Origin of the sequence: Thiocapsa sp., assembly GCF_011390875.1 — a bacterium.
Taxonomy (GTDB): Bacteria; Pseudomonadota; Gammaproteobacteria; order Chromatiales; family Chromatiaceae; genus Thiocapsa.
Genome location: NZ_JAABRP010000076.1, coordinates 1 through 7,280, shown reverse-complemented (window position 1 = coordinate 7,280; position 7,280 = coordinate 1). Strand labels below are relative to the sequence as shown.

The following is a 7,280-nucleotide window of genomic DNA, read 5'->3' as shown; positions in this document are numbered from 1 at the left end:
GGTCGGAAGACCGCAAGCGGTGCGATCTACAACAAGAACATCCCCAGCGCAGCACACAAAACCCTCCCGCTCGGCAGCAAGGTCCGCGTAACGGACACCAAGACCGGCAAGAGTATTGTGGTCAAGGTCAACGACCGCGGCCCATTCATCAAGGGCCGGATCATCGATCTCTCCCGCAGCGCCGCTCGCGAATTGGGGATGATCAAGAAGGGTTTGGCGAAGGTCGAGGTCGAGGTCTTGAGCGTACCGAGGGCAAGCGGATCCTGATCCGACCGCACCCCTCACTCCCATCGAAACATCCAGGCCGCCAGGGTTAGGAAGAGGAGTGCGAGACCGGCCAACAGGCCGATTTGGGGTAGGACCTGCATCACACCGGCGCCGTCGATCATCACGGCCCGTGCAGCGTCCACGACATGGGTCAGCGGCAGGAAACCGGACAGTATTTGGGCCGCGCCGCTGGCCCCCTCCATCGAAAACCACACACCCGAAAGCAGCAGCATCGGCCAGGAGATGAGGTTGAGCAGACCGTCCGCGACCTCTTCCGTGCGCAGCCGTGACGAGACGATCAGTCCGAGGCTGATCAGACAAAGCGCACCGGCCACATAGACCAGCAGCAGCGCAACGTAGGAGCCGCGCATCGGGAAGTCGAGCAAGAGCCTGGCCCCGGTATAGACCACCAGGCTCGCCCCCAGAACCACGAGCAAACGCGAGAACACCTGCGCGGTGAGAAACTCCCACGGGCTCAGCGGCGTCGCCTTCAGCCGACGCAGCACACCGTTCTTGCGGTAGCGCACGATCACCCAGCCGACGCCCCAGAGACTGGAGAACATGATGTTCATCGCCAGCACGCCGGGCAGCACCCAGTCGACATAGCGCAGAGCCGCACCGGTCACGGTCATCCGCTGCGGGGTCGCCCGTGCGGATTCGCCCGGATCGGTGGTCGATCGAGCGCCGATGCCTTGCGCGCCCAGCAAGAGACGCTCGACGAGATAGCCATTGGCCGAATCCGAGTTGACCCAATAACGCGACGTCTCGCTCGGATCCACCAGAAGATCCAACTGGTGGCGCTCCACCTTCGCGATCGCCGCCGCCGGATCCGTCACCGGAATGAATTGGATGTGGCGGGTCTGAAGGAACGGGAAGGCCGCAACCGGTAATTCGGCGCCGTCCGCGATCACGCCGACCTTGAAGACATCGCGCGACGTATCGGTGAAGATGAAGGCAAAGGCCAGCACCATCATGATCGGCATCAGGACGTTCCACGACAGCCCAGCCCGATCGCGATAAAACTCGCGGTTACGCGCGACGAGGATGGTCAGGATACGGCGCCACATGAGATGTTCCGGGTGTTTGGACGAGAATCCGCAGGATCGAGGCCGAGGGATAGAGCAAGCCCGAACCCCACGGACCTAAACGGCGTCCAGTGCGAGACGTGCATTTTAGAGTGAGCTCGACAATTGGTGTATCCACGATCCTTGGCGGGGATGCGATTTACAATAGTATATTTTTCAAAACCTTAAACCGCGCATACTCCAGTGGTTGTGAAGTCTGCCGAGGCCGATCCCATCCCAAAAACATCGCGTACCGCGCCGGGCGCGGTTTAAGAGCGCAGGTCATGTCCGGTCAGTTTCAGAAAGAGGTCTTCCAGATTCGGCGTCGCCACCCGCAGATCCGTCAAATCGGCCCCGACGCGCTCGATCTCGGCCAGCATCGGAGGGACCTCTTCGGCATAGATCTCGATCCGGCCGTCGCGCCTTTCCGCCCCCGCGGGTAGGGCGACACCGCTCGGCCATGCCGTCTCGGGCAGGCGAATCACGGTCGCGGGAAAGTGGTCCCGAACCAATCGCGTAGGCTGACCCTCGGCGATGATCCGTCCGTGGTCGACGATTGCGATCCGATCGCAGAGCCGCTCGGCCTCTTCCATATAATGCGTGGTCAGCACGACCGTCTTGCCGCGCCGGCGCACGGTTTCGATCAGACCCCAGAAGTTGCGCCGTGACTGCGGATCCAGACCGGTCGTCGGCTCGTCGAGAAACACCAGGTCCGGGTCATTGACCAACGCGATGGCCAGCAGCAGGCGTTGGCGTTGCCCACCCGAGAGCTTGCGCGTATCCCGATCCAAGATATCCGCGAGATTGCAGAGCCGGATGAGCTCGTCGCGGTCCGCGGTGCGCCGGTAGAGGGTGGCAAACATGGCGAGCGACTCGCGCACCGTCTGAAAGTCCTGCAGCGCGGTCGCCTGAAACTGGATGCCGACCGATTCACGGTAGGCACGATCGAGCGGCCGACCGCGATAGAGCACGGTGCCCGAGGTCGGGGTCTGGATCCCCTCCAGCATCTCGAGGGTCGTGGTCTTGCCGGCCCCGTTCGGCCCCAGGAGTCCGAAACACTGACCGGCTTCGACCCGAAAACCGATACCATCCACGGCGCGCACACCAGGATAGAGCCGGACGAGATCATGCGCTTCGAGCAGGCTGTTCACAGGCACGGAGTATACGCGCTTCGCCCCGAGCACGACGGGCCGAGCCCGGGAGGAATCGCACGTCCCGCCCGAGCGCATGCCTCAGGCTCAACCATCGACGCGTCGGTCTGGTTCAACGCCCTCGCCGCCCTGATCTGTCTTTTCATGGTGACTGCCTGCGCCTCCCCGAACATCGTCGAATCCCCCGAGACGAGCATGATGTCGCCCGCCCTCGGCGTCGACCATGCGCGGATGGACGACGGCTACCGCCTGCCGCTACGCGTCTGGACCGGTGCCGCGCGTCCGCGGATGATTGTGCTCGGGCTGCATGGCTTCAATGACTACGCGAACGCCTTTGCGCCCCTGGGCCGCGAACTTGCCGCCAAGGGCATCACCACATACGCGGTCGACCAGCGCGGTTTCGGCGCCGCCGCCCTGCCCGGTCGCTGGCACGGCGGCGACCGGCTTACCGCGGATCTGCGCAAGCTGGTCGATCTGTTGCGTGCGCGCCACCCCGGTGCCCGTCTCTATGTCGCCGGCGAGAGCATGGGCGGCGCAGTCGTTCTAACTGCGACGGCGCAGGGACAACTGCCGGTCGACGGCCTGATCCTGATCGCTCCCGCCGTCTGGTCGCGCGACACCATGCCCTGGTATCAACGCCTCGCGCTGGACGGCGCCGTGCGCACCCTGCCCTGGCTGAAGCTGACCGGCGAGGGGATCCGCATCAGCCCGTCCGACCACATCGAGATGTTGCAGGCGATGGGCGCAGACCCGCTCGTCATCAAGGCAACCCGCGTCGATGCCCTCTGGGGGATCACGGACCTCATGGACCGGGCGCAAGCCGCGGCGGACCGCCTGCAGACCCCGGCGCTGCTGCTGTATGGCGAGCAGGACGAAATCATCCCCAAGAACGCCTTTTGCCGTTTTCTGGCGAAACTACCCGGCACGGATCCGGGTCTGACTTTCGTTCTCTACCAGCACGGCTGGCACATGCTCCCGCGCGACCGCCAGGGCGCACGCGTACGCGCCGACATCGCCGCCTGGCTTGAGGCCCCCGATACCCCGCTGCCGTCGGGCGAAACCACGTCGCCGCACGGCCCGCGGGCGAGCGCATTTTGCGGCAGTACACCGTAAATTGCGCTGAGGCTAGGAAGCGCAACAACGCCCGCAGGGAAGTTGTGCCTCGCTCGGCTCGGCACAACCTACGGCGGAAACGCGGGCGGTACTGACACAAGCCGTGCCGGGGACATATCATCACCGGCCGAATCCAGACCGATAAGATCGAATCACCACCTCACTCATCCCGACCGGAGATCCACCATGGCCTTCACCCGTCGTCGCTTCACCCACACCATGATCGGCGCACTCGGCGTCGCAATGCTGCCGCTGCGCCCCGCCGCCGCCAACCTGGTCGAGGGTCGCGATTGGCGCGCCGTCTCGCCGCCGCAGCCGGGATCAGCCCCCGACAAGATCGAGGTTCTCGAATTCTTCTCCTACGGCTGCCCGCACTGCATGGACCTCAACCCGGTCATCAAGCCTTGGGCCGCCAAGCTGCCGGATGACGTCACCTTCCGCCAGGTCCCGGTGACCTTCGGTCGGGCCGCCTGGGCCAATCTCGCGCGACTCTTCTACGCACTCGAATACAGCGGCGACCTGGACCGACTCAACCAAGAGGTCTTCGAGGCGTTGCATCGCGACCGGACCAAGCTCTTCACCGAGAAGGACGTGTTCGCATGGGTCGCGAGCAAAGGCGTGGACGTCGCGACCTTCGAGCCCTTATTCAATTCGTTCGCGGTCGAGACTCAGATCAAGCGCGGCGAAACCCTGGTCGAGCGTTATCGCGTCGATGCGGTGCCCATGATCACGGTCGGCGGTCGCTATGTCGTCGTCGGTCAACAGGCCAAGGGTTTCCCCGAGATGCTCGCGATCGCCGATGACCTGATCCTGATGGCACGCGAGCAGACGGCCGCGGGTTGACCGAACCCACGACGTTTGCCGGACAGCGTCTCAAGGCCGAACCGACGTCTCGTTCGGCCGATGTCTCGCCGATGCGGAACACGCCCGAGGCCGCCGACGCCGAGCGGGTCTCCACCGGACTCGCCGGACTCGACCGTGTCCTCGACGGCCTGCGCATCGGCGACAACGTCGTCTGGCGGATCGACGACATCGAGGACTACCGCGGCTTTGTCGAGCCCTTCGTCGCCCAAGCCGTCGCGGGCGAACGCTCCATCATCTATTTGCGCTTCGGCCAACATGCACCGCTGGTCGCACCGGGTCCGGGGATCAAAATCGTCTCGATCGACGCCTTGCGTGGCTTCGAGGCATTCACTTGCCACGTCCACCGCCTGATCACGGACTACGGCCGCGGCGCCTTCTACGTCTTTGACTGCCTCTCGGATCTGCTCTCGGCCTGGGCCACCGACCTGATGGTCGGCAATCTCTTCCAGGTCATTTGTCCCTACCTCTATCAACTGGATACGGTCGCCTATTTCGGCCTGCTCTCGCGTAGCCACTGCTACACCACGATGGCGCGCATCCGCGAGACCACGCAGGTCCTGATCGATGTCAGACGTGCCGAAAGCGGCTGCTACGTCCAGCCGGTCAAGGTCTGGCAGCGCCAGTCGCCGACCATGTTTCTGCCGCATATCCACGAGGGCGAGGCGTTTCGCCCGGTGGTCGACAGCAGCGACGCGACCCGACTCCACGCGGATCTCGAACGCCGCAAAGGCGAGACCACGCAGCGCCAGCTCGACTATTGGGATCGGCTCTTTCTCGATGCCGCCGAGGTCCTCAATCAAGACGCCGACGGCGAGCGCCGCCGTGCGGTGCTCGAGCAGCTCTATCCGATCCTGATCAGCCGCGACGAACGTATCATCGCGCTCGCCCGCCGCTATCTCGGCCTCCAGGATCTCATCGAGATCCGCGCGCGCATGATCGGCAGCGGCTACGTCGGCGGCAAGGCGGTCGGGATGCTGCTCGCACGCCGCATCCTGTTGCAGGACGACCCCGAGCGTTGGGAGCGGCATCTGGAACCGCATGACTCGTTCTTTCTCGGCTCCGACGTCTATTACTCCTACCTGGTGCACAACGGCTGGTGGCCCAGGATCATGCGCCAGCGCACTGAGGCGGGTTATTTCACCGAGGCCCAGTCGCTACGCGAGGACATGCTGCGCGGCCGGCTCCCGGAAGAGATCCGCTCGGAGCTCGAACGGATGCTCGATTATTTCGGGCAGTACCCGATCCTGGTGCGCTCGAGCAGCCTGCTCGAAGACGGATTCGGCAACGCCTTCGCCGGGAAATATGAAAGCCTCTTCCTGGTCAACCAAGGCTCACCCGGGCAGCGGCTCGCCCAACTCGAAGAGGCGATCTGCCGGGTCTTCGCCAGCACCATGAGCGAAGACGCACTCACCTACCGACGCCAACGCGGGCTGGCCGACCTCGAAGAGCCGATGGCGCTCCTCCTGCAACGCGTCTGCGGGCGCTATCACGGGCGCTATTACTTCCCGGATGCCGCCGGCGTGGGCGTGTCACGCAACACCTTCGTCTGGGAAGAGTCCATGGATCCGACCGCCGGCATGGTCCGCCTGGTCATGGGTCTGGGAACCCGTGCGGTCGACCGCATCGAAGGCGATCACGCCTGCGTGGTGGCGCTGGATCAACCCCACAAACGCCCCTTCCGCGATCGCGACGATGCCGTGCGCTTCTCCCAGCACGACATCGACGTGCTCGACATCTCGAACAACCGGTTACGCTCGCTCGCCGTGAGACACCTGACGCGCGACCCGGAGCTGCCGCTGCGCTGGTGCGCCGAGCTCGACCGCGAGGCGACGCAACGCGCACGCGAGCGCACCGGCGGCGACCCCGTCTGGCGCATCACCTTCACGCCACTCCTGCGCGAGACCCCGTTCGTCGAGCTGATGCAGCACCTGCTCCAGACCCTGGAAGCCGCCTACGCCTACCCGATCGACGTCGAATTCACCCTGCATCTCGGCGACGACGGAACCCCATCCTTCAGTCTCGTCCAGTGCCGACCGCTGCAGACACTCGGACTCAATCAACGCGTCGAGCTCCCGGACGCGGTGCCGAGCCGGCGGCTCTTCTTCGCGACCGACGGCCATTTCATGGGCGGCAACATCGACCAACCGATCGCACGCATCATCCATGTCGACGGCCCGCGCTACAGCGCCCTGACCACCGTGCAGAAGTTCGCCGTCGCCCGTCTGGTCGGACAGCTCAATCGCCGCATCGCCGATCGCGACGAATGCCCCACCCTGCTGATCGGACCCGGCCGCTGGGGCACCAGCACGCCCGAGCTCGGCGTGCCGATCCGCTTCTCGGACATCAGCCGGTTCGCCGTCATCGCCGAGGTCGCCGAGCTCGGCGACGGCATGGTGCCGGATCTCTCCTTCGGCTCGCACTTCTTCCAGGATCTCGTCGAATCCCAGATCGCCTACGTCGCCCTCTTCCCGCACCTCGGCGAGGCCAGCTACAACCCCGGCTGGCTGAGCGCACTGCCGGCATCGGCCCGCCTCCCGCTCGATCTGGAAGACCCGCCGGACGACGCCGTCGCGGCCGCCCTCACCTGGCTCGATGTGCGCGATACCGGTCTGCGCATGGTCGCGGATGTCTTGTGTCAGCGGTTGGTGTGTTATCAGGCGGCGGGCTGAGGACCGAGCTCGCAGGCACAGCCTTGGCTCTTGATCGTGGCGACCGATTGAGATGTACTCACCAAGTGATTACATTTAAACCGCGCCCGGTGCGGTATGCGTAAATTTGTTCGAATGGCTTGGCCGCACCAGCCCCGACGACTGTCGGAGCT

At 64.8% G+C, this 7,280-nt stretch carries 6 protein-coding genes; 4 read left to right on the top strand and 2 right to left on the bottom strand.

Going from position 1 to position 7,280, the window contains the following annotated elements; genetic code table 11:
• Positions 1 to 267, top strand: a 267-nt coding sequence (locus GPT33_RS08230; protein ID WP_296807231.1) for a septal ring lytic transglycosylase RlpA family protein, incomplete at its 5' end; no start/stop codon positions are given.
• 14 nt (positions 268 to 281) lie between these two features.
• Here the strand turns inward: GPT33_RS08230 and GPT33_RS08225 are convergent.
• Positions 282 to 1,334 carry an ABC transporter permease gene (locus GPT33_RS08225; protein ID WP_296807229.1) on the bottom strand — a complete coding sequence of 351 codons (1,053 nt, stop codon included), beginning with the start codon at positions 1,332 to 1,334 and terminating at the stop codon, positions 282 to 284.
• Positions 1,335 to 1,600: 266 nt separating this feature from the next.
• Positions 1,601 to 2,482 carry an ABC transporter ATP-binding protein gene (locus tag GPT33_RS08220; RefSeq protein WP_296807233.1) on the bottom strand — a complete coding sequence of 294 codons (882 nt, stop codon included), beginning with the start codon at positions 2,480 to 2,482 and terminating at the stop codon, positions 1,601 to 1,603.
• A gap of 195 nt (positions 2,483 to 2,677) precedes the next feature.
• Between GPT33_RS08220 and GPT33_RS08215 the strand changes: the two genes are divergently transcribed.
• The 3 genes from GPT33_RS08215 (at position 2,678) to GPT33_RS08205 (ending at position 7,128) form a co-directional block, all read left to right on the top strand.
• Positions 2,678 to 3,595 (top strand): alpha/beta hydrolase, encoded by a 918-nt coding sequence (locus GPT33_RS08215; RefSeq protein ID WP_296807226.1) that lies wholly within the window; start codon positions 2,678 to 2,680, stop codon positions 3,593 to 3,595.
• Positions 3,596 to 3,781: 186 nt separating this feature from the next.
• The gene (locus GPT33_RS08210; RefSeq protein ID WP_296807223.1) at positions 3,782 to 4,438 is read left to right on the top strand and encodes a thiol:disulfide interchange protein DsbA/DsbL; all 657 of its coding nucleotides are present in this window, start codon (positions 3,782 to 3,784) and stop codon (positions 4,436 to 4,438) included.
• A gap of 71 nt (positions 4,439 to 4,509) precedes the next feature.
• Complete coding sequence (locus tag GPT33_RS08205) at positions 4,510 to 7,128, top strand: PEP/pyruvate-binding domain-containing protein (protein ID WP_296807220.1); 2,619 nt, start codon at positions 4,510 to 4,512, stop codon at positions 7,126 to 7,128.
• Positions 7,129 to 7,280 lie beyond the last annotated feature (152 nt).